General features: G+C 39.8%; 19 protein-coding genes and 1 other RNA gene. 4 read left to right on the top strand and 16 right to left on the bottom strand.

Annotation, left to right across the window (positions count from 1 at the left end):
- Positions 1 to 24: 24 nt before the first annotated feature.
- Entirely contained in the window at positions 25 to 468 is a 444-nt protein-coding gene (locus tag ACQ4KW_RS07990) for a MarR family winged helix-turn-helix transcriptional regulator (protein ID WP_430886005.1), read from the bottom strand.
- A gap of 223 nt (positions 469 to 691) precedes the next feature.
- Here ACQ4KW_RS07990 and ACQ4KW_RS07985 point away from each other — a divergent pair, with 223 nt between their 5' ends.
- Complete coding sequence (locus ACQ4KW_RS07985; protein WP_430886004.1) at positions 692 to 1,708, top strand: peptidoglycan DD-metalloendopeptidase family protein; 1,017 nt, start codon at positions 692 to 694, stop codon at positions 1,706 to 1,708.
- A gap of 12 nt (positions 1,709 to 1,720) precedes the next feature.
- A complete protein-coding gene (locus ACQ4KW_RS07980) occupies positions 1,721 to 2,269 on the top strand; it encodes a bactofilin family protein (protein WP_430886003.1) in 549 nt (182 codons plus the stop codon).
- A gap of 186 nt (positions 2,270 to 2,455) precedes the next feature.
- Here ACQ4KW_RS07980 and ACQ4KW_RS07975 read toward each other — a convergent pair whose 3' ends face one another.
- The 11 genes from ACQ4KW_RS07975 to fabI form a co-directional block, all read right to left on the bottom strand.
- Positions 2,456 to 3,904 carry a PLP-dependent aminotransferase family protein gene (locus tag ACQ4KW_RS07975; RefSeq protein ID WP_430886002.1) on the bottom strand — a complete coding sequence of 483 codons (1,449 nt, stop codon included), beginning with the start codon at positions 3,902 to 3,904 and terminating at the stop codon, positions 2,456 to 2,458.
- A gap of 232 nt (positions 3,905 to 4,136) precedes the next feature.
- Positions 4,137 to 4,316, bottom strand: a non-coding RNA gene (gene ssrS / locus ACQ4KW_RS07970) — 6S RNA.
- A 99-nt stretch (positions 4,317 to 4,415) separates the two neighbouring features.
- The gene (rluF, locus tag ACQ4KW_RS07965) at positions 4,416 to 5,177 is read right to left on the bottom strand and encodes a 23S rRNA pseudouridine(2604) synthase RluF (RefSeq protein WP_430886001.1); all 762 of its coding nucleotides are present in this window, start codon (positions 5,175 to 5,177) and stop codon (positions 4,416 to 4,418) included.
- A gap of 276 nt (positions 5,178 to 5,453) precedes the next feature.
- Positions 5,454 to 5,879, bottom strand: a complete 426-nt coding sequence (gene aroQ / locus ACQ4KW_RS07960) for a type II 3-dehydroquinate dehydratase (RefSeq protein ID WP_430886000.1) — start codon at positions 5,877 to 5,879, stop codon at positions 5,454 to 5,456.
- Between the two features lie 121 nt (positions 5,880 to 6,000).
- On the bottom strand, positions 6,001 to 7,041 hold the full coding sequence (locus ACQ4KW_RS07955; RefSeq protein WP_430885999.1) for a nucleoid-associated protein: 1,041 nt from the start codon (positions 7,039 to 7,041) through the stop codon (positions 6,001 to 6,003).
- A gap of 17 nt (positions 7,042 to 7,058) precedes the next feature.
- Positions 7,059 to 8,297: an efflux RND transporter periplasmic adaptor subunit gene (locus ACQ4KW_RS07950; protein ID WP_430885998.1), complete on the bottom strand. Its 1,239-nt coding sequence runs from the start codon at positions 8,295 to 8,297 to the stop codon at positions 7,059 to 7,061.
- 12 nt (positions 8,298 to 8,309) lie between these two features.
- On the bottom strand, positions 8,310 to 10,658 hold the full coding sequence (locus tag ACQ4KW_RS07945; RefSeq protein WP_430885997.1) for an ABC transporter permease: 2,349 nt from the start codon (positions 10,656 to 10,658) through the stop codon (positions 8,310 to 8,312).
- On the bottom strand, positions 10,658 to 11,365 hold the full coding sequence (locus ACQ4KW_RS07940) for an ABC transporter ATP-binding protein (protein WP_430885996.1): 708 nt from the start codon (positions 11,363 to 11,365) through the stop codon (positions 10,658 to 10,660). The genes ACQ4KW_RS07945 and ACQ4KW_RS07940 overlap by 1 nt, the downstream gene beginning before the upstream one ends.
- 35 nt (positions 11,366 to 11,400) lie before the next feature.
- Entirely contained in the window at positions 11,401 to 12,303 is a 903-nt protein-coding gene (locus ACQ4KW_RS07935) for an RluA family pseudouridine synthase (protein ID WP_430885995.1), read from the bottom strand.
- Between the two features lie 157 nt (positions 12,304 to 12,460).
- A complete protein-coding gene (locus ACQ4KW_RS07930) occupies positions 12,461 to 13,060 on the bottom strand; it encodes a hypothetical protein (RefSeq protein ID WP_430885994.1) in 600 nt (199 codons plus the stop codon).
- A 497-nt stretch (positions 13,061 to 13,557) separates the two neighbouring features.
- The gene (fabI, locus tag ACQ4KW_RS07925; protein WP_430885993.1) at positions 13,558 to 14,334 is read right to left on the bottom strand and encodes an enoyl-ACP reductase FabI; all 777 of its coding nucleotides are present in this window, start codon (positions 14,332 to 14,334) and stop codon (positions 13,558 to 13,560) included.
- A 419-nt stretch (positions 14,335 to 14,753) separates the two neighbouring features.
- On the opposite strand from fabI, the gene ytvI reads away from it, so the two are divergent.
- Together ytvI and ACQ4KW_RS07915 are read left to right on the top strand one after the other, a co-directional pair.
- Positions 14,754 to 15,857 (top strand): sporulation integral membrane protein YtvI, encoded by a 1,104-nt coding sequence (gene ytvI / locus ACQ4KW_RS07920; RefSeq protein WP_430885992.1) that lies wholly within the window; start codon positions 14,754 to 14,756, stop codon positions 15,855 to 15,857.
- 206 nt (positions 15,858 to 16,063) lie between these two features.
- Positions 16,064 to 17,965, top strand: a complete 1,902-nt coding sequence (locus tag ACQ4KW_RS07915) for a glutamine synthetase (RefSeq protein WP_430885991.1) — start codon at positions 16,064 to 16,066, stop codon at positions 17,963 to 17,965.
- 201 nt (positions 17,966 to 18,166) lie between these two features.
- Here ACQ4KW_RS07915 and ACQ4KW_RS07910 read toward each other — a convergent pair whose 3' ends face one another.
- The 4 genes from ACQ4KW_RS07910 to ACQ4KW_RS07895 form a co-directional block, all read right to left on the bottom strand.
- Positions 18,167 to 18,943 carry a patatin-like phospholipase family protein gene (locus tag ACQ4KW_RS07910; RefSeq protein WP_430885990.1) on the bottom strand — a complete coding sequence of 259 codons (777 nt, stop codon included), beginning with the start codon at positions 18,941 to 18,943 and terminating at the stop codon, positions 18,167 to 18,169.
- Between the two features lie 154 nt (positions 18,944 to 19,097).
- Positions 19,098 to 20,348: a DUF1015 domain-containing protein gene (locus ACQ4KW_RS07905; RefSeq protein ID WP_430885988.1), complete on the bottom strand. Its 1,251-nt coding sequence runs from the start codon at positions 20,346 to 20,348 to the stop codon at positions 19,098 to 19,100.
- Positions 20,349 to 20,492: 144 nt separating this feature from the next.
- The gene (locus ACQ4KW_RS07900; protein ID WP_430885987.1) at positions 20,493 to 21,395 is read right to left on the bottom strand and encodes a D-2-hydroxyacid dehydrogenase; all 903 of its coding nucleotides are present in this window, start codon (positions 21,393 to 21,395) and stop codon (positions 20,493 to 20,495) included.
- An 82-nt stretch (positions 21,396 to 21,477) separates the two neighbouring features.
- Complete coding sequence (locus tag ACQ4KW_RS07895) at positions 21,478 to 22,551, bottom strand: pyridoxal-phosphate-dependent aminotransferase family protein (protein WP_430885986.1); 1,074 nt, start codon at positions 22,549 to 22,551, stop codon at positions 21,478 to 21,480.
- Positions 22,552 to 22,650 lie beyond the last annotated feature (99 nt).

The raw sequence follows: 22,650 nt of genomic DNA, 5'->3' as shown, positions 1-22,650 counted from the left end.
GATCATGCCCCCATACTACAAGTCTTATACTTCCATATTGTTATTCAAAATTTCAAAACATTCGTGGATGTGTTCAATAACTTGATCATCACATTCAGCCAGAACTTCTGATAGATACTTTTGACGTGTGTGAAGCACCTGTTCAATAAGTTGGTGGCCCTTATCTAAAACTTTAATTCTAACAATTCGTCTATCTTTTTCATCTTTAACGCGGACAACAAGATTATTTCTTTCCATTCTGTCAAGAAGATCTGTCACCGTGCTGCATGCCAAATACATTTTATTGCTTAGTTCCCCTATAGTTAGATCGCCCTCTTTAATAAGGTGTTGTAAGGCTTCAAATTGAGGGGGCGTGATTTCAAAATCTGAAAGGATTTCTCGACCCTTCTTTTTAATTTTTCCACAAACCCATCTAAAATTCTCTTCAATAATTACAATTATTGGATCAATTTTTACTTTTTCAGTCATGGTTGACCTCCTACAATATCTTTAACCCCATTATACAATACATATCAACGTTTTCCTAATGATTTTCCTGCTCATTTTCCTTGTTTTCCTACATGATTTCCACTTTACTGTTATGAATATGTTTAAGTGGGTATAAATGTCAACGCAATCGCTGAAAGCTAGACAATTGCGGGGATTCAAAAGTTCTGGTAAAATATCATTAGTAAACTTTTGAGGGGGATATATGAAACGTTTGAAGGGTCTTAAAGAGAAACTTCGGGAAGATATCACCTTTGTGGTTGTACCACGGGCAGACAGTCAAGTGAAAAGACTTAGACTCCCGCGTTACATAATTCAAGGGGCACTTGCCCTTGTAATTGTGTCGACAATCACAGTGAACACCGCTCTCGTTTATTACTTTATCAACAATAGGAAACTCTCGACAGAAAACGGGCAGCTGTCTGCAGAGATGACCGATCAAACAGATCGTATCACTCGACTAGAAGACTTATACTCTTCCCAAACAGAACTTAACGAAAACATGAAAGAACAGGCTCAAAAAGTCGCAGCTATTTACGAAGAACGTCTAAGTGAACTTGAAAGTCTTGAAACACAAGCCATTACTCTCATTGCCAAACTCAATGAGGAACACGATGTCAATGTTTCAATACCTGTAAGTCGTTCCTTTAACAGAACAGAATTACCACCTGAAGCCGTGGGGCCAGAACTCAGTTTTGGCATGGAAAACAACGATGAGCTTGACGAACTTCTGGCTCTCATTGAAGATGATGAAATATCACTTCTCATGGATCAACAAATCGATGAGTACACTTCTGTGATTGAAGAAGTTGAGAACACCCTTGACTTTCTTGATTGCAAACCCGACTTAAAACCAGTAAATGGACATATCACTTCAGGTTTTGGCCTAAGACGCGATCCAGTTACAGGTCGTAGAAGCATGCATAAGGGTCTGGATATTGCAAACACACGCGGAAGCGATATCGTTGCCGCTGGTTCAGGCGTTGTGACCTACTCCGGTTACAATGGCAGTTATGGTAAAACTATTGTTGTGTCTCATGGTTATGGCTATAAAACAGTCTATGCCCACAACAACAAAAACTTGGTTCAAGTTGGAGATCATGTTGAGAAAGGTCAACTTATTGGACAAGTTGGTAACACTGGAAAGAGTACCGGACCACATGTGCATTTTGAGATTCATTTCGAAGGCAAACAAATTGATCCGGCAGGTCTTATAAATTAAGGGGGATATAGGATGAAGCAAATGTTTCAAAAAGGGGCTCCGGCAATTGATTTTGACATGATTATCGGCCAGTCTTCTTCTATGGAAGGCGATATTAAAAGTGGTGGATCAGTGAGAATTGATGGTCATATTAATGGCGATATCGAGGCTGAAGGTGATGTTATCATCGGGCCTGAAGCTGATGTTCATGGCAATATTTCTGCATCTAACATAGAACTTTCCGGTGCGGTTGAAGGCAATATTCACTCTGATGGCCTTCTTAAAATCCACGCTTCTGGTGTTCTTCGTGGTGATATTGAAGTCATGAGTTTTGTCATTGATGAAGGTGGGGCTTTTGAAGGTCAGTGTAACATTAACACATCCAATCTACCTGCACGTCGTAATACAAAAGACGATAAGGGCAATCGTAAGAACACGCCATCTGATGCTTCTAAAAACAGCACTGCTCCGAACAAGAATCAGAGTGAATCGTCAAACAATAATAACAACAATAATAATAATAAAAACAATCAAAATAGAAACCAAAACAATCATAAAAACAACAATCAAAAATCTGCTTAGTCAAAGGCAGGCAAGTTTTCTTATAAAGTTTTTGATTTTTAAATATCTATATAGGCTACGACCGGGTACTTGTACGACCGGGGTGCTTAAATGATATTTTGCAAGTCACTCAGAATAAATAAAGTGTATGTCAGACATTTGTCGACATACACTTTCTATTTGCTCAAAATCAAATGAAATTGATCCTTATAAGACAGGAAGAAACTCATTGCCCCTTCCATCTCTATCACTGTGGGAAACTATATAGGCATCAAGAACCTGCATAAGTTTCATAATCCAGTTATCGATATTTTCTAGATAAACCCCTGCCACACTTATTCTAAAACAATTGCTCTTTCCCTGTGCAAAATAGAAGGCACTGCCTGGAATAATTTCTATGCCTTGACTCAGTGCAAACTGGGCAAAGCTGTCTGCATTTAAATACGCTGGCATCTCTATCCAAAAATTAAGTCCACCTTCAGGCTGATGGTAGGAACAGTCTGCAGGCATGTAGGCATTAATGGCCTCTACTGCTGTGTCATACCTCTTCTTGAAAATATCACGCATGGACTCTATTTGCTTTTTCCAAAGCCCGCGGCGTAGGTACAAGTCAAAGGCTCTTTGAATGAGCCCAGATGTGGAAATATCGGTAATGTGCTTTGCAACCACAAGTTCTTGGCCCAGTCTTTTCGGTGCAGCCATAAATCCCAGTCTTAGGCCTGGCATATAAATTTTCGAAAAACTTTTAATGTATATAACACGATCAAACCGATCCATGCTCTTTAAGGACTTGCCTTCGGCTTCTTCTTCCTCATAGAAGAATAAGTCACTGGCATAATCATCTTCAAGTACCCACATTCGATTTTCAGAAGCCACCTCAAGCACAGCTTCTTTTTTCTCCTGTGAATAGGTATAACCCGTTGGATTATGGAGATTTGGCATGGTGTAGAAGAGTTTAGGTTTATATTTTTTCACCGCTTCTTTAAAGGCTTCTAAGTGAATTCCATCCTGAGTCATGGGCACTTCAATTATATTGGCGCCTTTCATTTTAAATGCTGCTATGGCACCTGTGTAAGATGGCGCTTCCACAAGAACATAGTCCCCATAATTAAGTATGGCCTTAGAAACGATGTCTATGCCCTGCTGGGCACCAGAAATAACTTGAATGACATCAGGGTCTACATATATTTTCGAATCTTTTAAATAGTCAACCACGGATTCACGCAGGGGTGAAAAACCCCATGAGGCCTGATAGCCAAAGGCTTTGCCCTTGTCCCTGTCAAGAACCTCATTCAAAACCATTTTAAAATCTGCCACAGGAAACAAATCCGCTGTCGGAGACGACTGGGCAAAACTCATTTCAGCCGCCTGCTTCAGCTTGTCATTCAGGTCTTCAATTTCTTCTTCCTTTGGTGTCACAAACGTGCCAGATCCAACTTTTTTATAGACAAGCCCCCCCTCCTCTAGGAGTTTGTAGGCATTGACTATGGTTACATTGTTAACATCTAAGAGTTCAGCCAGTTTTCGAATGGGCGGTAATTTTGTATGCGGACGTAGTCGTCCACTTGCAATCATAACCTCCAGCGCTTTAAAAAGCTGTAAATACAGGTGTTCTTTTTTATCTCTGTCCAGTTCGATCGTTTGGTAGGGATTCATACGTCACCTCGCTGGTTTATTTTATCTAATTTGCTTACAAAACATCATCTATTCACGACCTCTTATTCCCTATATCAAAACTATGCATCAAATCACCAGACTGGAAATAAAGAATCTCCCGTGCTCTGGTTGTATATAAAAGTCCAATATGTATGAAAATATAAAGAAATCAAGATATGAAAAAAGATATGAAAAAAAGCCTTCATAGTAAAACTATGAAGGCTTATCTTTCTGATTACCCAGAAAGCCGTCACGGTAAAATTCAGCACCACACCCACACTAAGTGGGTGCACTCTCCATAACTTCTGCCTTCCTCTGATACGTACAAGGCCTGACATCCACTACAGAATGTATGCTCCCTATTTAAAACCAGTGGTTGAATTTTACTAGGCAACGGTCATCCCAGGCTCAATTACATTATACACGATTTGCAGTGAAATTTCCAGTCTCCAGAAGAAGTCATACAAGTCCGTATATTGCGTGAATGACTCATAGCCTGATAAAGTCAATCTTAATATGATCCTTCTTCCGTTTTGGTTGAATCAGAAACAAGGGCATTGATTGTCTGCATTTCCTTGTCTGTCAAGTAACGCCACTTGCCGACACCTAAATTATCTAAGTTGACATTCATTATACGAACTCGTTTTAATTTCACAACCTTGTATCCCAAGTATCCGCACATTCGTCTTATTTGCCTATTCAGCCCCTGGGTCAGTATGATTTTAAAAACGTATTTGCCTTCTTTTGTAACCTCACATTTTTTTGTAACAGTGTCTAAAATGGGAATACCATTCCCCATTTTCCTTATAAAATCTTTTGTAATGGGTTTATCTACAGTGACAATATACTCTTTTTCGTGATTGTTGCCCGCCCTGAGAATCTTATTTACAATATCGCCATCATTGGTAAGGAAAATGAGGCCTTCTGATGGATTATCCAGTCTGCCAATTGGAAAAATTCTTTTGGGATAATTTATATAGTCTATGATATTATTTTTGACTTTTAGCTCCGTGGTGCATGTAATGCCTACTGGTTTGTTAAAGGCAATATATATGGGTTTTTCTTTAGATTTCAAGGGTTTACCGTCCACCCGAACATCATCATGGCCACTGACTTTTGTCCCCACTTCGGGGTTTTTGCCATTTATCGTAACCCGCCCCTCTTCGATCAGCTTATCCGCTTCTCGCCTTGAGCAGATGCCTGTACTGCTAATGAACTTATTTAGTCTTATCTTATCATCATGATTTTGAACACCGCTTGCATGCTTTTTCATTGAACACCTTTTCTTCGTTACACTTTCAATATTCATTTTGCTTTTGATCCTGAATCTTTGTGCATCCATTATACCATAATAATATCCTCATATTTTGCCACAAAGCCATCTAATAACAGTCAAAAAAATAAGCCCTAAGGCTTATACTATTTGTTGAGAATACAGTGCGTCAATCAAACCGTCTTCAATCAAAAATCACCACACCCATGAAAACTCCAGTTTACGAATGATTCTATGGTGTGTGGTGATTATTTTACTGAACGCGTGTTTAACCTTCTATTTCATTAGCAGGGCTCTTACGGCCAAGAGGTATCCATCTGTACCAAGACCCGCTATGACCCCAGATGATGCACCTGCTGTCACAGAATGTCTTCTGAATTCCTCACGGGCATGTATATTAGATATATGCACTTCTATGACTGGTATTGAAATAGATTTTATTGCGTCAAATATGGCGTAGCTATAATGAGTGAGTGCCGCTGGATTTATGATGATGCCATCAAACGTTTCATCAGCATCTTGAATACGGTCCACAAGCAGCCCCTCATGATTGGTCTGAAAAACTTCACAATCCACTTTTAAGTCTCTACAAAAATCAGTGATTTTTACGACAAGATCATCATAGGTCTCCTGTCCGTATATCTCTGGTTCTCTTTTTCCAAGCATATTTATATTTGGTCCATTTAAAACAAGTATATTCATTTGACATCCTCTTTAAATTATTCCTGTTTTGTTTATGATATTTTAGGCCACTGATATATGCATGTCAATAGCTTTTTATGAATAATTATGAGACCAAGCACATGAAGCATCATTTGATTGACTAACGTTCACTGATGTTTCGAACGCCCTTGATGATATAGTTCACTGTGCCATCTCCATTATATTGAATTTCTATTTTTGTGTTGTCATGGAAGTTTTCAAAGGGGCCTCGAATTGTGAATCCCGTGTCCGTTTTAAGGGCCTTTGTCTTAAACTTTTTCGCCACCCACTTTTTATCAATTGTGAATGACTCATCCGTATCGACACCTTTTCTTTCCATGTTTTCAATAAATTTTTCTCGCTTAGCAGGATCATCAATAATTTCTTCTGTAAGGTTTCCAAGATGAAGTTCTCCAGAGTTAACAAAGACACTTTCAATATCTGCTCTGGCATCAATGGCATTTCTCACATCATCTTTCATATTGCTACGCACCCATTTTTCCATTTGGTCACGTACAATCCGAGTCTTGTCCATATGATCCACCACAAAACTAGCCTGTATAAAGGTCTTTTGGAAATACTCAAGGATACTGCCATCTTCAGCTTTAAGGGGTTGGTCCACCACCACAAGGTCGTAGTCATCCACACCAGGCTTCTTGAAAAAAGCCGCCTTATTGAGTCTCTGACTAAGTGATGGCAAACTGATTTCCTGAGAAACCAAATCGACCTTAAAGCCATTTTCCTCATATTGAATGTCGTGGACAAAAGAGGGTTGGTAGTCCATTTTCATAACCGCTAAACAACGCTCTCCTCCTGTGGAGAACTGGCAGACAATAACATCTGCTGATGGGATGATCGGATGTTCTTGCATGCACTTAAAAAGCCACTGGGCTATTTCCTTTGATGCCTCAACAAAATTATCTGTCTCATCATCATATATCTTCATCAAGTTTCCATAAACCACACCAGATGGATTAAATAGCTTTAGTTTTCTATTCTTTTCACTGCTGAGTGATTTTAGGATATGATGTGTTAAAAATGCGGTTACCGCTGGCTCGAGTTCTAATTCTGCATCTGTTAAAAGGGGCTGATCACTGTTTTTATCCAGCACATGAACGATTGCCCTTTCAATTGAAGCCTCTTCTATACGTCTAAGTTCCAAATCAAATCCTCCACTCACTACTCTTCAAAATTCACTTTAACACCTGGGCTTATATCATCTTGGGGTACAATGACCTTTTCACCAAGACTTAGTCCAGACACAACTTCCAAATATGTTTCGCCGACAAGGCCAACTTCTATAGGTCTTTCTTGGACCTTTCCACCTGACTCGACAAATACATGATATTTACCATTTTTCTGATATGTCAGTTCTTCCCTGATACGAAGAACTTTTTCCTTTGCCTCTGTAACAAAATCCACGTCAAGTTCTTGGCCAATAAGGACTGGAAGATCTTCTTTGACCGATTCGATTTCGACTGTGACGCGTTTTTGCTCTATGCCCAAATCAGAAATTTGTGTTTCTGCTTTGGGAAATATCTTTGTCACAGAGCCATCAATCATGCTCTCATCATTTAAATGAATATCAACGGGTGTGCCAACTTTGACCTCAGCCACATCACTATCGAGTATATCAGATTTAAAATAAACATGTAATACATTTGCGATTTCAAAAGTGACCATCCCCATACTGACATAGTCCCCAGCTTCAATATACCGGCTTAGCACAAGACCATCCTCATTAGCCCGAATTTCATGACGTGCCTTCTTAACTTCAAGCATTTCAAGCGCTGATTCCTGGGCACGGATTTCTGAAGCGAACTTATTCTTTAGAGCCTCTGAAAGACCCTTTCTAATTTGAATCAAGGCTTGATACTTGCCATTGACTTCTTGCTGGGCCAGTTCAAGTGCTTTTTGACTATCATCCAAGGTCTGGGAGCTAATCGCCCCCTCTTCAAACAAGCTTTTATTTTTTTCGTGGGATTTCTGATAACTGTCTCTCTGTATAACGGCAGAATTATATGCCGACTCCGCTTGTTGTATCACGGCCTTGTCATTTGGCTCAAGGGCATCCTCAAAAGCATATTTAAGGGCACTCAAGTTCTCACTTGCAATATCTATTTCTGTGTCCACATCGGTTGTATCAATCTCAGCTAAAAGATCACCACGTTTAACTTCATCGCCTATATCTGCATACCAGTCCTTCACTGTTCCACTTACAAGCACAGACACGTTCTTCGACTGTCTGGACATGACCTGAGCCTCTTCTTCGATTATATCTCTAACAAGACCTTCATCCACAGTTTCCAGCTCCACCAAGACACCACCAGAACCCGACATAGCCACTGCACCTGCTATCACAATAACGATTCCAATGACAGCAAGAACAATATTCCGTTTTTTGATTAAATTTTTCATGCTCTTATCCTCCTATGTCATCCTGTTCTTAAGGGCTTCAATAAAATCAAGCCTGCGTATACGGGAATAAGTTGCCACCTGAGCCATCAATACAAAGCTCAAGGTTAAGGCGCCTGATATTAAATACGACTTTAATGAAACATCCACTTTCATTGTATAGAGCTCTGTGCTGAAGGTTTCTGCCATTCCATTGAGCATAGCCCTTCCTAGAGGAATACCAAGAAGTACGCCCAGCAGGCTCATGGCTAAGTTTTCTCTGACAAGAATAAAGAAAATTTCATTCTTCTTAAAACCCATTACCCTTAGTGAAGAAAACTCCAGTCTACGTTCTAAGACACTCATCACTGATGAATTATATACGATGGCAAAGCCTAGTATACCGGCAAACACAATCAGTATTGAAACACTGGCCAAAGTCAATTCTAAAAATTCTTCAAATATTTTCATCAAGTCGTAATTTGACTGGACAGATGAAATCTTTGGCACATCATTGAGCTCGTCCTTGATCGTCTGATCACTGGTGATCATGGCGCCATTTATAATGCCATGTTCTAAAAACTTTTCCTGCATGTAGGGTAAATCCATATAAATATTCATACCAAGACTCTGGTCAATAACACTCACAACTTTAATGTCAAGATCATCTCTGCCTGGTATGAAAGTATTTATTCTAAGGCTTTCCCCTGCCTTGATATCAAGATATTTTGCAAGGCCCTCTGTTATAAAAAGTCCCTTTGGAGGCAGGCGAAGGGGGTTGCCTTCTAAATCTTTAAATCTATACATGTTTGTATCTGATGGCATGCCCACCACGGTAACAATTTTTTTGTTCCATAAGTGTTCCACTTCAAATGGATACTCCAGTTTTGGATCAATATCCTTGTACTGGATAAGGCTCTTAATTTCATTGAGGGCTCCATCATCCACTGGCTCTGAAAAATTGATGTTGTAGTCCATTCGCAGGAACTTAGAGTAATGCTCATTGAATATTTGATCAAAGGCAGTTGATTGGAACATTGGAATCATCATTATGGCGTAGGTTAAGGCTATGCCCAATGTGATAAATACAAATCTCTTTTTTGATCTGAGTAAATTTCGAAGGACAATTTTCTCAGTGAAAGAAAAATATTTCCAAATGACAGTGCGCTCGAGAACTGTTCTATGTCCTGTTTTAGGCGGTTCAGGCCGCATGGATTCAGCCGGATGAATATGTAGAACCGTTTTTGCCCCAAACAAACCTGCCACGGCTGAGAAAACAGACGATAGCACAATGGCAAAAAATAAGTACTCTGGATACAGTCTAATTTTCAAATAAGGTATGAGGAAGAACTGGGTGTACATTTGTGTCATGACAGCTGAGAGAAGAGCTCCCAGGGCCACGCCTATCAAAGACCCTACAGCCCCTATCATGAGGCAATACTTTATGTAGTGCCACACGATCTCCTTATTGTTGTAGCCCATTGATTTGAACACACCGATTGATGTTCTATCATTACGCACAGTCCGGCTGACCATAATGACCATAATGCTGGCTGCAACAAAAAGGAAGACAAATGGAACCGTTCTTGCCATTTTCTTGCCACCCTCAATTTCTTCTGAAACGAGACGGTGACTCAGTTGATCCTTCTTAGGATAAATTCGTTTTATTCCGTATCTATCAAGTGTGTCCTCCACACGTTCCTGGAGTATATCGATATTCACACCCGGTTCAGCTTTTATAAGAACTTGATTATAGTAACCTGTCATGCCAAAACTGTTCATGGCAAATTCCTCTGAGACAAAGACCACTCCAAATTTTCCCGGTGCTGGCAACATAGACTGTTCATTTTCCATAAGGTAGACATACTCTGGACTGGAAACAAAAGCCTTGACCTGAAGTTCATATTCTTTTCCGAGAATTTGGGGACGAATGGTTCCCTCTAAAGGCATGCCTCTCGCCTGGGCAAACTGATCAAAGACATAGGCATCTCTATTTTTATTTTTTATGGTTCGCCCCTCATAAAAATAGAGATCATTAATTTTATAATCGTCCTTAGGCAGGGATTCAATACGCACCGTGACTTTCTCATTCTCATCTTTAACCTTTAACGGCACATCGTACTGAATTCTACCCTGTGCATGCATAACACCAGGTAAATCAAGCACATCTTGTACACCCTTTTCGGGTACTTTTAAAGTTTCAACATAAATATCAGCAAAGTTTGATTCGTCATAATAGTAATTTAAAGAATTTTCCAAATTCACCATTGCCATTGTAAAAGCGACATATGTCAAAAGACCCACAGCGATCACTAGAGAAATGGCAATGAACTGACCGACATGATGGGAAACCATCCGCACCAGCCTAACATTCATTTTTTTCATTACCAAACAATCCTTTCAGGACTTATAGGCTCTTCATTGTAATGATCTTCTGTAATCTTACCTGACCTAAGCTTAATAACACGGTCTGCCATTTGACCAATCGCTGCATTATGGGTAATAACCATAACTGTTTTTTTCATTTCCTTGTTGATCTTACTGAGTAGCTTTAAAATCGTTAGACCGGTTTTAAAATCCAGCGCCCCAGTGGGCTCATCACAAAGGAGAATTTTAGGATTTTTGGCAACCGCCCTGGCAATCGCCACACGCTGCTGCTCTCCCCCCGACATTTGGGCAGGAAAATGATCGGCTCTTTCTGAAAGTTCAACCGCCTGCATGATTTCATTGATTTCAAGGGGCTGAGAACAAATTTCTGTAGCCAGCTCTACATTTTCCTTGGCTGTCAAATTGGCCATTAGATTATAGAACTGAAACACAAAGCCCACATCATTGCGTCTATATGCGGTAAGTTGTTTGTCGTTGTAATTTGTGATGTCCACAGAGTCAAAGACCACCTGTCCTTCACTGGGAACATCCATACCCCCAATAATGTTTAGAAGGGTACTCTTCCCTGACCCAGATGGTCCTAATATGACGACAAACTCCCCCTCTTTAATGGTGAATGTAATATCCTGAATTGCTTTTACTGTGACTTCGCCCATCTTATAGTTTTTTGTCAGGCTTGTAACTTTTATAAATTCTGCATTCATTCTTTCACCCCGCTTTAACTTTTCCGAAAGATGGTTTACTCAGATTTTAATGTTTCTATTAAGTCTTGTATGTCCTTTGGCAATTCCGCCCTTAGCTCAATCTCTTTTGACGGTCTGGCCAACTTAAAGACCATTCTTGAACAGTGGAGTGCCTGACGATCTATAATTTCATGGTTCCCACCATAGAGAACATCACCATATAGGGGATGACCTATATGTCTAAAATGAACCCTTATTTGATGGGTTCGACCTGTTTCTAGTCTAATTTTGACCAGACTGGCATTTTGGAAACGTTCTATGACTTCATAGTGGGTCACACAAGGCTTACCATGCTCAAGCACCTTTCTTTCAATATCTTCTTCGTTTTCAAGGCCGATTTTTGCATCTATGGTTCCCCTGTCATTTTCTAGCCTACCCATAACCACTGCTGTATACTCTTTAACCACTTCATCCGCTATCATCTGTTCTGAAATAACAGTTTGAGCATATGGGTTCTTTGCAATCATCATAAGGCCTGAGGTGTCCCTGTCCAGTCTGTTAATAAATCTGATTTTTATATCCAGGCCTTCGTCTAAAAAGAGCTTAGCTATGCCATTGGCAAGGGTCCCTGATGGATGTCCCTTGGTTGGATGAACAACTAAAAATGGTTGTTTATTAACTATTAATAGGTCGGCATCCTCGAAAACAACATTCACTGGGATGTCCTGTGGTTCAAATATATTGGTTTCCATTTTCATTTCTATTGTTATGGTGTCGCCCTTTCTAATTCTTGAATTTAGGGAAACACGTTGACTGTTCAGCTTTATTCCTTTTTCTTTTTTAGATCGTCGAATCATTCGGCCTGAGAGGTCCATACTCTGATGTAAGACATCCATTAGTTTAAGTCCTGCGTCCTTTTGCTGGGCTGTATATTCCAGCACATGTGTTTTATAATCCACCAACTGTCCTCCTTGGCACATTCATACCCTTTATATTCCAAAAGTATCTTCATTCAAAATATGGCAATACGTAGTAAAATCCGCTTAAGTCCCGTGATTAAGTACGATCCTTAAGCGGATTCTATCCGCGGTTTATCTTTGGAAGTTTTCATTATACTTAAATTAAGTATTCCAGAACAAGATATGATCCTGTGGTCTCTTCCAATAAAAGTATATAGTACGGAAAAGATATATTGCAAAATCTTACGAGTTCACGTTCATCTTCAACCTTTTTCCCGAAATCCAGAACATTGACATTGACTTCATGCCAACCATACTTTTCCAGTTGATCTGCATTTTCTGGCTTAATGAGTTCTTTAGGAACAGATCCAAATATATTTCCATGAACTGTTTTATGCTGTTTCCAAAACTCATTGTGCTGGTTGATGGCCATGGCCTTCATAAGCTGTTCTGTTCTTTCTTCAGCAAAAAATTCCAAATAACTGCCTTCGAAAATATCAATTCTTTTCGTCGGTTTATATAAAAATGCAATCGTATTAATGATGTCGTATGGTCTGGACTTGGTGACTTTGTTGTCTTCCTTGCTAAGCACCACTGAATCAGCAGAAATAACCGCTTTTCCAAACTCCTGTTCAATGTTTGAAAGCATTCTTCTTACACGCTTTATTTGACCTTGAAAGCCTTCAAGATCTAGGGCCACCATTGACTCTTCCATTTCTCTGATTGCACTTTTTAAATCTCGAACTTTTTTTCGCATATTCAAACCCCCGAGGTCCCTTTTCCCGGATTACCCGCTCTGTGTCAAAATGGTTTTTCATGACACTTTGACTTGAGTAAACCTAGGTTATCATTACAATTATACCAGATCGACTTTTCCATGAAAACCCACAGTGTTGATGTGGTAAAACTATATTACCTGGCTTTAAGGTCCTCTTTTATTCTACATATAATCCTGTTCACTTCTTTGGGGCTTTCAATATGCGGTGAATGTGCTGCGTTCTTGATCATAAATAGATTTTTACGGGGCTCAGATTGTTTTACAGAAAGCACCCCTTCAAACAATATTATGATTTCTAACACAATGAAAACTTTATAATAACACTTTATAACAATACAAAAAGAGATACAAACGGCTATGGGTTTGTATCTCTTTAATATTTTTATAATAAGCTGATTATAGTATTTTATAATTGCAGATTCATTTCAAAGATATTGAATGTTTTAACCTTATATTTCGGTTATGACCTTTTTAAACTAGTAGCCTAGAATGTTAAATCCACAGTCAACATGCATAATTTCACCTGTTACAGCAGACCCCATATCACTCAAGAAAAAGACAGCAGCATTTCCCACTTCCTTTTGAGAAACCAATCTGCCTAGAGGTGCTTTTTCCACAAAGTGACGACCAATTTCATTGAACTCGCCAACACCTTTTGCAGCTAGGGTTTTAATTGGACCTGCTGAAATACCATTAACACGGATACCGCGCTGACCCAAATCATGCGCCAGATACTTAACACTTGACTCAAGCGCAGCTTTGGCCACACCCATAACGTTGTAATTCATAACAACGCGCTCTCCGCCCAAGTAGGACAAAGTGATAATACTTCCACCATCTACCATGTATTCTGTTGCATGTTTTGTCACAGCCACAAGGGAATAGGCACTGATGTCATGTGCCATTTTGAAGCCTTCACGAGATGTGTCCATATATAAGCCACGTAGTTCTTCTTTTTTCGCATGGGCAATACAGTGTGCCACACCATGAATGTTTTTCACTTCTTGACCAATTGTCTTGAACGTTTTTTCGATGTCCTCATCATTTGTCACATCGCACTCAACACAAAGTGAACCTTCTAGTTCTGTCCCTGCCAGTAGTTTTTCAATACTTTTTAGGCTTCTTTCTCCTAGATATGTGAAGATAAGATTCGCACCTTGCTCTGCACACATTTCAGCAACGCCCCAAGCTATACTCCATTTATTTGCTACACCCATAATGACAATATTTTTATCTTTTAGCATACCGCTCATCGTACTCCTCCTAACAGTCAGGTATTAGTACCTGATACTAAACCTATAGAAATTATAACCTATTTATAATTCCCGTGCAAGGACAAATAACATGAATTGTCTGGGCGGATTTAGGGGTATAGATAAATTAAGACCAATTTCAGAATTTCTTAAGGTCTTATATAGGTAAATTTGGATTATAATACTAAGTGAGTGATTTATAAAAATGTCATTTTAGCGACTTGCAAAATATCATTCATGAATCCGCCCACACGGTATATAGAATTTTTGATTCTTAATTTTTATATACGGTAAAAGGAAAATATGGATCTGTAATTTTGCAAGCGCCTGATTTAGGCCATATTCTATTACAGGTGAAAGAACACCCTTGATTTTCACCATTTAAGTGCCTAATTAAAGAATAAAAACGAGGCGATACTATGAACAACATTGTTATGTCAAAACTATCTATTCTCCTGTTAACAGTCCTTCTTATAGCTGGAGGTTACTACTTTATCGGCAAGATGATCATCATCCTTATGCCTTTTATAATTGGACTTTTAATCTCAAAAATGATTAACCCCGCTGTCACGTTTCTAAAAAACAAGCTTCATGTCCCGCGCGGCCTATCCACAATCGTCCTTATTTTCGGGGCTATTTTTGGAATTGGCTTTGGTCTGGTTGTCCTTTCTGGGCGAATAGCGCGTCAGCTTATTGACCTGTCTTCCCAGTTTCCAATTTGGGGCGCTTCTATTGAAAGCTATGTCAACCGAGTTGCAAGTGCTTTGAATACAGTACGTTTCGGACAACCGGGAACCATATCTGACTATATTTCTAAAGCTGTTGATGCACTCATGTCAAGGCTTGGTGAAGTTTCAACAGTGGTTGGGTCCTCTATTCTCTCAGCTGTGACTTCCGTGCCCAACATCTTATTTTTCATTGTTATAATGTTTGTTTCTGCCTTTTTCATGACAAAAGACAGAGAGCTTATAGACAAATGGCTTGAACCCATTTTCCATGGCGAATGGACCCGAAACGAAAAAACACTCATTATAAAGAAAGATGTTCTTGGAGTTATTTGGGGATATGTTAAGGCACAACTTATTCTTATGAGTTTAACCTTTGTAGAATCATCCATAGGTCTTCTCATTATTGGTGTCAACTACGCTGTGCCTATTGCCTTTGGTATCGCTCTAATTGATGCCCTACCTATACTTGGTCCTGCAACAATATACATTCCTTGGATCATTTCTAAAATTGTCATAGGCGAATATGCCACAGCGGTCTCACTGCTTGTCTTATACTTAGTTGTGACCCTGGCACGACAAGCGCTTGAACCTAAAATTTTAAGCACACAAATTGGTGTATACCCTCTTGTGACCCTACTTTCCATGTATATTGGCTTGAAAACCATTGGTTTTGCAGGCATAATACTGGGCCCGATCACAGTCATAATTATACTGTCCCTCTTTAAGACAGGGCTCCTTCCAAAGCCAACCATACTTGAACATAATTCAAACAACAACGAAAATAATTCGGCATAGTCCGAATTATTTTTTTCGTGAAAACGATTCCAACTTCTTTTCAGACTATTTACAAATTATTAATACATGCTATAATTATTCAAAAGCGAGTCTTTTATCAAGCACAACGGGGTGCACGGTGAAAGGCGATTTTTTGTGCCTATTTTTAGTTGTATACTGTATACAATATGTTTTATAATTTTCTATGAACTTTGAGGAGGTCACCAATGCTGTACTATGTAGAACCAAAAAAACACAAGCCATCTGAGTTAAAAGAAATTCTTGACAAACATCCACAAATTAAGTTCGTTTCTCTAATTGCTGTCGATCTAGGCAACAATCACACAGACGAAAGAATTCCAATTGAAATTATGAAGGATGATGTTGAAGGCTTCTTAAATACGGGTGTTCAAACTGATGGTTCATCAGTTAACCTTCCAAAGATTGCTGACATTAACAACGCAAAAGTTGACCTAATCCCTGACCTGTCTGTAAAATGGTTTATTGATTACAACCCAAACCATTACGATGACGAAACAGGCAAGCCAGTTGGTACTCTCATGATCCCAGCTTTTCTTATGCATGATAGCAAACTTGTTGGTTCACGTGCAATTTTAAAGAAAGCTATGGAAAGTTTCGAAAAAGAAGTTATTTCTGTGCTGAAGAAACACCCTGCCCAGTGCGGCATTTTAGGGTTCACTTCTGCAGATGAAATTGAAAAAGTTGAACTTACAACTGCGACTGAACTGGAGTTCTGGGTGAAGACGCCTGACCACCGTTCTGATATTGAAAAACTGTCCACTTCACAAACCCTAAAAGAGCAGTACTGGAAGCGTACAGTTGGACCTGTTCGTACAGCGCTTGAGCAGTCATTAGAAGCTCTTACCAACTTAGGCATGAAGCCTGAAATGGGGCACAAAGAGGTTGGTGGTGTGCCTTCAAAGTTAAAAGGAACAAACAAATGGGAAGGCATTATGGAGCAAATTGAGATTGATTGGGAATACGACGAAGCCCTTCAGTCTATTGACAATGAACTTTTTGCAAAGAACATTATTAAGGACACATACGAGAGAAATGGCCTTGTGGTAACATTCCAGGCCAAGCCAATCGAAGGTGTTGCTGGTAGTGGTGAACACCACCACGTAGGTGCTGCTCTTATTCTTAAAAACGGAAAGAGAATCAACCTATTTGCTTCACCAGATATGACTGCCGATTACCTGAGTGCTCCAGGCTGGGGTGCCCTAATGGGTCTTCTTAAGAACTACGAAGTGGTTAATCCATTTGTAACATCGACAAACGATGCATTTAACAGACTCAAGCCTGGTTTTGAAGCGCCTGTGTGTACAGTTGCATCTGTTGGGCACAGTGTGAAGGTTCCAACACGTAACCGTACGGTACTTGTAGGTCTTGTGCGTGATATGAGTTCTCCTCTTGCAACACGTTTCGAACTACGTGCACCAAACCCAAATACAAACTCATACCTGGCAACATCTGCTGTATACATGACAATGCTTGATGGAATTAAGGCTGCAGTTGCTTCTGGCCTTTCTTCAAACGACCTGGAAAAAGAGTTCTCTAAGCCGTATGGCGTTGAAAAATTCTATCTTGAAAAAGACAGAGCCTACCGCTCTGAAGAAGATGTCTTTGAAGATTACACTGAAGATGAGCGTAACAAGTTCTTCGCAAAACCGCCTGCAACTGTTTGGGAGAACCTTCAAAACTTCGAAAACCATCCAGACAAGGTTAGCGTTCTTACCGCTACAAGTGTCTTTGACAATAAGGTCCTAGAATCCTATAAAGAAACCCTAACCCTACAATGGACGACTGAACTCAAAAACAGAATCGTGCCTTCAAATGCCAATCTGGTGCGTCGTTTCTGCAAACTTCGTGGCATTGAAGACATCACTGACCTGGATGTTGTAAACTGGGAGAAAATCAACGCCATTCGCTTCCACCTTATGAAGGACAGCATGACAGACAAGTCTCTTTTCACTCGTATTCGAGAAGGCATTGATGCTGAAAACTACAACACAGTGTCTGACCTACAACTTGAAATGTCTGCAGAAATGAACATCCTTATGCAGCTCTATATTGAATACAAGCAAAACCTTCTGTTTATTAATGACTAAAAAATAAACAGTGAAAACCTATCAAAATATATTTTGAAAGCAAACCACCCTACAAATACTTCTATTTACACAGATAAAGCTGATGATTCCTTAGAATCATCAGCTTTTCCTTTGTAGAAAACTTCGAAAGACTAAGCGCGGATAAAATCCGCTTACTGAGTCTATTTATAGGTGGTTAAAGTGGATTTTGTCTCATGTCAACTAGCCCAGCCAAACCGCCCTTGCCCTATCACGACCTGCCTTAAACTGGTTAAGACAAAAGGCGGGTTCAAAACGGAGGGTGTCCATAGGCATAAATTTTTCAAGCGGATCAATAACAACCAGCTGATCCTCCTTGTAGTGGTCCAGTATATAGTCAGGCACGCGGTAATTGGGTTGAAAGGGTATGAGTATAATTTTATCAACCTTTTCATGAAGAAAGGGTTCTAAAAAATGATTGTTGAGTATGCCGCCATCAAGGGACATGTCATTGTATTCTCCATGAATAATATCTTCTTTGAACTTGTCAAACAAGTACTTGCTGTCAAAGGTCTCCATGGTCTTTTTATCCAGTTTCAAACCCACTGGTTTTGGCAGCAAGGCTGAATATCGAATATGCTTTAGAATATTCTCCTTGTCCATCCCCACCAAGTTATCATAGCTTTCAATAAGTTGGCATTCTTTCACATTTACATAATTGACGTAAAAAGCCTTTAACTCACCCTTGTGGTCTGTCAGGTTTGCCAGTTGCTCTATAAGGTGCATGTTTTCAATAATATTGTCTTCTTCCTTGACATAACTCAACTGGGACTCATCCACATCCCACCACAAATCTTTTAATGCTTCGTAGTTTCCCGTATAAATAAAGTATCCATTTATGGCGCCTATAGAAGTGCCTGTCACCACATCGAATTTAAGGCCCAGTTCATGAAGGGCACAGATAGCACCTGCTTGAAAAGCGCCCTTGGCGCCTCCGCCTTGAAGATATATTCCAGTCATAAAATCTCTCCTGTTCTCTTCTTCCATTATAAAACAATTTGGCGGTGAGTGAAACATAAAAGGAGCTCCTACCCCTGACATAAATAGTCATGGATAGAGCTCCTAGAATTACGGACTGTCAAATATATATTATTTTAGCATCTTAGAGATCTAATTATTCACCTAGTTTGTGAACGAATAGACCTGAACGAAGCTTTGGCTCAAACCAAGTTGACTTAGGTGGCATTACTTCACCTGCATCTGCAACACCAATTAGGTCTTCCATAGTTGTTGGGTACATAGAGAATGCAACAACCATATCCTTTTCGCAGCGTGCTTCTAGTTCTTTAAGACCTCTGATACCACCAACAAAGTCAATTCTGTTATTTGTTCTTGGGTTATCAATGCCTAGAATTGGATCAAGTAGGTTTTCTTGAAGAATAGATGCATCAAGTCTGCCAACAGGATCTGCTTCATCCCAAATACCTTTTTTAGCCGTTAGGACATACCATTTCTTTTCTAGGTACATACCAAATGTCTGCTTAGCCATTGGTCTGTAAGGCTCAGTGCCTTCAGCTTCAACAATATCAAACTTCTCAGCAACTTTAGCCATGAACTCTTCTGTTGTGTGACCATTTAGATCCATCACAACACGGTTGTAATCCATGATGAATAGGTCTTCATCTGGGAAGATAACTGACATAAAGAAGTTAAACTCTTCGTCGCCAGTGTAGTTAGGGAATTCTTCTCTTCTCTTCATACCAACTTTTACAGAAGATGCTGATCTGTGGTGACCATCAGCAATGTATAGGTATTCGATAGAAGCGAAAAGTTCTTGAATTCTAGCTACGATCGCTTCATCGTCAATTGCCCAAACGATGTGCGTGATATCATCTTCAGAATTGAAGTTGTAAACTGGCATGTGGAACTTGATCCAGTCATTTACGATTGTATTGATTTCATCATTTTTTCTGTATGTTAGGAAGATTGGAGCTGTGTTTGCATCACAGTAATCAAAGTTATTGATTCTATCTTCTTCTTTTTGAGGTCTTGTGAACTCATGCTTTTTGATTGTGTTGTTCATGTACTCATCAATTGAAGTACAACCAACCAGACCTGTTTGAACACGGCCATTCATAAGTTGACGATAAATGTAGTACTTAGGCTTTTCGTCCTGAACCAGAACGCCGTCAGCTTGCATTTTGTCAAGGTTCTTACGAGCTGTCTTGTAGACTTCTGGGTCGTACTGGCTCATTTCTGCTGGAACATCCATTTCAGAACGTACAACATGCAGGAATGAATGAGGATTGCCTTCAGCCATTTTTGCCGCTTCTTCTCTATTCATTACGTCGTAAGGTAGAGAGGCTACCTTTTCAACCAGATCTTCTTTTGGTCTTACTGCCTTAAAAGGTCTAACTATTGCCATTTCCAGGCCTCCTTAAACTTTTCAACAGAGTTATTTTGTGCACAACGCACCCAACTACTATTATAGGTTTTCATATATGTGTCGACAACCCAAAAGTTACAAAAAATTAATCTTTTGTCATTTCAGGCTGTTATAGTTCTTAAATTACTTGAAAAAATCAAGAATTGTTTCGTATGTTTCGATACCAATACGCATTTGTGCTTCAGCAGTAGATGCACCAATGTGTGGTGTCACAGAAATTGCAGGGTGGTTGCAAATGTCTTCACGCTTCGTAGGTTCTTCTTCAAATACGTCAAGAGCTGCCGCTGCAACCTTGCCGCTTTCAAGAGCCTTTAGAAGAGCATCTTCATCCACTACGCCGCCACGAGCAACATTGACAAGACGAACGCCATCTTTCATTTTTGCGAACTCAGCTTCACCAATTGTTGGCTCGCCGAGGAAAGGAATGTGAAGTGAGATAAAGTCAGATTTTTCTAGAACTTCTTCCATTTCAACCTTCTTGTACTGTGGTGAGTCTAGATGAACGTGGTGGTCTGCATAAATAACGTCCATGCCTAGGGCACGAGCACGTGCACCCACTTCTTGACCAATACGACCAAAACCGATTAGACCAAGTGTTTTGCCCATTAGCTCAATGCCCTTGTAAGCTTTTTTATTCCATTCGCCTTTTCTCATTGTTACATTAGAAACATGGATAAAGCGGGAAATAGCAAACATATGAGCAATTGTAAGCTCTGCGACTGATGCACTTGAAGCCTTTGGTGTATTGCGTACAGCAATGCCCTTTTCTTCAGCATACTTATGGTCAATATTATCAATACCAACACCAGCACGCACGACAAGCTTTAGCTTGCCAGCCTCAGCTGCGATGTCGATAAGTGGCTCTCTAACCTTTGTTGCAGATCTTACAATAAGGGCGTCAAACTCAGTAACCGCTTTATCAAGATCAGCACCAGCAAAGTGGTCTGTAACGACTTCATGTCCTAAACCTGTTAGGTAATCAACGGCAGTTTTATCCATACCGTCATTTGCAAGAATTCTTAACATGACACGTTCCTCCTAAGATACATCTTATACTCATACAATGAGGAAGCTGTCCATAGCTTCCTCACTGATATATTCATTTAAATTATAGACCTAGAATGTCTTCAATGTGACCTAGTAGAACTTTTAGGTCTTCCATTGTCGTATCTGCCATATGTGCAATACGGAAAGTCTTTTCTTTTAGGTCGCCGTAACCATTAGAGATCATGAAACCACGCTTGCCAAGCTCTTTGTTTAGATCAGCAACGCTAATGCCTCTTGTGTTCTTAACAGTTGTAAGCGTGTTTGAAGCCACTTCAACAGGTGCGAACATTTCAAAATGCTTGTTTGCCCAGTCGCGAACATAGTTAGCCATTTCTTCATGACGCTTGAATCTGTTTTCAAGACCCTCTTCTTCAACAATCTTAGTCAGCTGGTAGTCAAGTGCATACATGTGAGATAGTGAAGGTGTTGATGGGTACTGGTAGTCTTTCTTTTGGATTGTGTCATATAGACTAACAAGGTCAAAGTATAGGCCTCTGTTTTCAACTGTTCTCGCACGCTCTAGAGCTTTTTGAGAAAGTGTGCAAAGTGCAAGACCAGCTGGTAGACCAAGACACTTTTGAGTTGAAGTGATACAAATATCGATGCCTAGCTTGTCTACTTCTACCTTTGCGCCACCTGCAGAACTTACCATATCCACACAGAAAATAACGTCTGGGTATTTTTTAATAACATCAGCAATGGCTTCAATTGGATTCATAATACCTGTTGAAGTTTCATTGTGTGTGATTGTAACAAGGTCATACTTGCCTGTGGATAGAGCTTCTTCAACCATTTCTGGTGTTGTTGGCTGACCTAGTTCAGATTTAAACTTGTCTGCTGGAACGCCATTTGCAACAGCCATTTTGTGCCATCTGTCGCCAAATGCGCCAACTGAGAATACTGCTGCTCTTTTCTTAGTACAAGAACGAATTGCACCTTCCATCAGACCTGAACCTGAAGATGTAGACGTGATAATTTCTTCTTTTGTGAACCATAGCTTTTGCATTTTTTCAGATAGGCTTCTTTGTAGAACAGAAGCGTCTTTCGTTCTGTGACCGATCTGTGGTGTCGCCATTTTTTGAAGTACGTCATCCAGAACATCTACTGGGCCTGGAATGAAAAGTCTTTTATGCATGGAATTTCCCTCCTGTATTGTATGTACAATATTTGTTGTTTCCTGTCTTAAAATATATCATCTGGTATTTAATTAGGACAATAGGTATTTTGAATATTA

The sequence above is a fragment of the Tianxiuia mixotrophica genome (assembly GCF_050596425.1).
Lineage (GTDB): Bacteria > Bacillota > Clostridia > Peptostreptococcales > Acidaminobacteraceae.
This window is presented reverse-complemented; position numbering and strand designations above follow the sequence as displayed.

Coding starts and splice junctions, on each gene's coding strand:
- ACQ4KW_RS07950 (WP_430885998.1), bottom strand. CDS start 8,297: ATGAAAAATTTAATCAAAAAACGGAATATTGTTCTTGCTGTCATTGGA.
- ACQ4KW_RS07930 (WP_430885994.1), bottom strand. CDS start 13,060: ATGCGAAAAAAAGTTCGAGATTTAAAAAGTGCAATCAGAGAAATGGAA.
- ACQ4KW_RS07895 (WP_430885986.1), bottom strand. CDS start 22,551: ATGCATAAAAGACTTTTCATTCCAGGCCCAGTAGATGTTCTGGATGAC.
- ACQ4KW_RS07985 (WP_430886004.1), top strand. CDS start 692: ATGAAACGTTTGAAGGGTCTTAAAGAGAAACTTCGGGAAGATATCACC.
- ACQ4KW_RS07990 (WP_430886005.1), bottom strand. CDS start 468: ATGACTGAAAAAGTAAAAATTGATCCAATAATTGTAATTATTGAAGAG.
- ACQ4KW_RS07905 (WP_430885988.1), bottom strand. CDS start 20,348: ATGGCAATAGTTAGACCTTTTAAGGCAGTAAGACCAAAAGAAGATCTG.
- aroQ (WP_430886000.1), bottom strand. CDS start 5,879: ATGAATATACTTGTTTTAAATGGACCAAATATAAATATGCTTGGAAAA.
- ACQ4KW_RS07980 (WP_430886003.1), top strand. CDS start 1,721: ATGAAGCAAATGTTTCAAAAAGGGGCTCCGGCAATTGATTTTGACATG.
- ACQ4KW_RS07910 (WP_430885990.1), bottom strand. CDS start 18,943: ATGACTGGAATATATCTTCAAGGCGGAGGCGCCAAGGGCGCTTTTCAA.
- ACQ4KW_RS07945 (WP_430885997.1), bottom strand. CDS start 10,658: ATGAAAAAAATGAATGTTAGGCTGGTGCGGATGGTTTCCCATCATGTC.
- ACQ4KW_RS07915 (WP_430885991.1), top strand. CDS start 16,064: ATGCTGTACTATGTAGAACCAAAAAAACACAAGCCATCTGAGTTAAAA.
- ACQ4KW_RS07940 (WP_430885996.1), bottom strand. CDS start 11,365: ATGAATGCAGAATTTATAAAAGTTACAAGCCTGACAAAAAACTATAAG.
- rluF (WP_430886001.1), bottom strand. CDS start 5,177: ATGAAAAAGCATGCAAGCGGTGTTCAAAATCATGATGATAAGATAAGA.
- ACQ4KW_RS07975 (WP_430886002.1), bottom strand. CDS start 3,904: ATGAATCCCTACCAAACGATCGAACTGGACAGAGATAAAAAAGAACAC.
- ytvI (WP_430885992.1), top strand. CDS start 14,754: ATGAACAACATTGTTATGTCAAAACTATCTATTCTCCTGTTAACAGTC.
- ACQ4KW_RS07900 (WP_430885987.1), bottom strand. CDS start 21,395: ATGTTAAGAATTCTTGCAAATGACGGTATGGATAAAACTGCCGTTGAT.
- fabI (WP_430885993.1), bottom strand. CDS start 14,334: ATGAGCGGTATGCTAAAAGATAAAAATATTGTCATTATGGGTGTAGCA.